Source organism: Paracidovorax konjaci, from assembly GCF_900112675.1.
Lineage (GTDB): Bacteria > Pseudomonadota > Gammaproteobacteria > Burkholderiales > Burkholderiaceae_C > Paracidovorax > Paracidovorax konjaci.
Map to the genome: position 1 here is coordinate 1 of NZ_FOMQ01000035.1, position 1,660 is coordinate 1,660.

At 46.6% G+C, this 1,660-nt stretch carries 4 protein-coding genes; all 4 read left to right on the forward strand.

What is annotated here, in order from left to right; genetic code table 11:
• Positions 1–447, forward strand: a 447-nt coding sequence (locus BM144_RS23335; RefSeq protein WP_217644367.1) for a hypothetical protein, incomplete at its 5' end; no start/stop codon positions are given.
• Positions 444–689, forward strand: coding sequence for a hypothetical protein (locus tag BM144_RS23055; protein WP_139225821.1), 246 nt, complete (start codon positions 444–446; stop codon positions 687–689). The genes BM144_RS23335 and BM144_RS23055, both read left to right, overlap by 4 nt.
• Positions 690–977: 288 nt before the next feature.
• Positions 978–1,232 (forward strand): DUF6959 family protein, encoded by a 255-nt coding sequence (locus tag BM144_RS23820; RefSeq protein WP_434802691.1) that lies wholly within the window; start codon positions 978–980, stop codon positions 1,230–1,232.
• A 241-nt stretch (positions 1,233–1,473) separates the two neighbouring features.
• Positions 1,474–1,660: RHS repeat-associated core domain-containing protein (locus BM144_RS22460; protein WP_491893112.1), on the forward strand; the 187-nt coding region annotated here is incomplete at its 3' end.

The window sequence follows — 1,660 nt, forward strand, 5'->3', positions numbered from 1 at the left end:
CCGGTCAGTTATGCGCAAAGTCTGCTCAACGCGCAGGGTGTGAATCTCACAAGCCAGATTCGGCAGTACCAGCCCAACTATGCGCCGATGTATGTCTCGGCTCCTGGGCAGGGGTTCACTGCGGCCAATATTGGACAGTTACGGGGAGTACTGCAAAGATTGCAATCTGGCTCTGGCTGCCCAGCTTTAACACCTGACGGGCGAGTATTAACCGAACACGCATTAGAAAGAATGATGAATCCACCCACGGGAAGAGCACCTATGACCCCATCAGAGGTTGATTTGGTGCTTAATGGGGCAACAAATATACGAAAAATGTCACCTCATCCACAAGGTAATACTCTAACTATTCAAAATAGAAATATGCCAGGGGCTCCGCAAGTGGTGGTTGATGCGGCTACGGGTTTGCGAGTTATAACCGTAATTAATCCGAGGTTAAAAAAATGAAGAATCTATACGACATTGAGTCTTTGGCAAAAAAATTTATAAGTGGTGAAGATGTTTCATTGAAATGCGCAAACGCATTAGAGGTGGCAATCGATGATGCGTTTCCAGATGATGAAGAAATGCAAGCGGTGGTTTTGATGCTTGCTTCTTATCGTCCAGGAGGTGGTGATTATCTTTATAATGAGAGGGATGTTCGTAAAATATTGATGAAAGTTATAAATCGATCTGTTTCTGGGAATTAGCCGTGTGCGATTGCCTATGTTTTATAAAGCTGAAAATATTGAGAATTCAGAGTGAGGCGGATACAAGGCTTATCCTATTTCTATGATTGGGGAGTGGGGTTTCGGAAATTTCGGCCAATCGGATTGAGCTATGGGGTGCCTTCAGGTATTTCTAGAAGAAAAATCCTTGATTAATGGCTCACTCTCAAAGAGGTTTGGAGGTTTTGGTTAGAGCATAGGGATTAAGGTTTTCGTGGGCAGCTCTTGACGCTGATATGCCTTACTCAATTTTGTGCTAAGGGAGTTAATATGCAAGAGGATGTGGGATTTTTGGGCAGCATTGGCAACTGCGCAGTAGTAAAAGTACAAGGAAGAAAATATCCGAGTATCGTTTTTCAGGGAGATACCGTCAAGTCGTACATAGAACAATTGACTCTGATCATTAAGTCTATAAAGGGAGGGTGCGCTGATGTCGCACTGGAAGATTGTGAGGATATAAAGGCTGGCCTTGAAAGTTATCTTCATGGGTACGAGAAGTTATGCAAAAATCATGGTTTTAAATAGATATTTTTGATATGCAGATTGTGTTTGCGAAATTATGAAATAAAGATATCTTTAAAGGGCTTGTGATTAAGTTTTGAAGGTTGGTTTATAAGAAATCAAAGACGGATTTCTACCATTTGACTGACCCTCTCACTGCGGCGAATCCAATCGCGGTGGTGGTCAAATCAACGGGCGCCTGTACGCCATCGATGCGGACCACCTGAACACGCCCCGGCGGCTGACGAACGCGCAGGGGCAGGTGGTGTGGCAGTGGCTGATCACGGGCTTTGGAGAAGCGAACCCGACCACCGGCGCCACGGGCTACGCGCAGAGCGGGCAAGCCGGCATCCGCAACTACGGGGAAGCGGTGCGGTTCGACCTGCGGTATCCGGGGCAGGTGTGGGACGAGGAGACGGGGCTGAACTACAACCTGCACCGGTACTACGACG

Excerpts from the sequence above, each read along its gene's own strand:
- BM144_RS23055 (WP_139225821.1), top strand. The coding sequence starts at position 444 with ATGAAGAATCTATACGACATTGAGTCTTTGGCAAAAAAATTTATAAGT.
- BM144_RS23820 (WP_434802691.1), top strand. The coding sequence starts at position 978 with ATGCAAGAGGATGTGGGATTTTTGGGCAGCATTGGCAACTGCGCAGTA.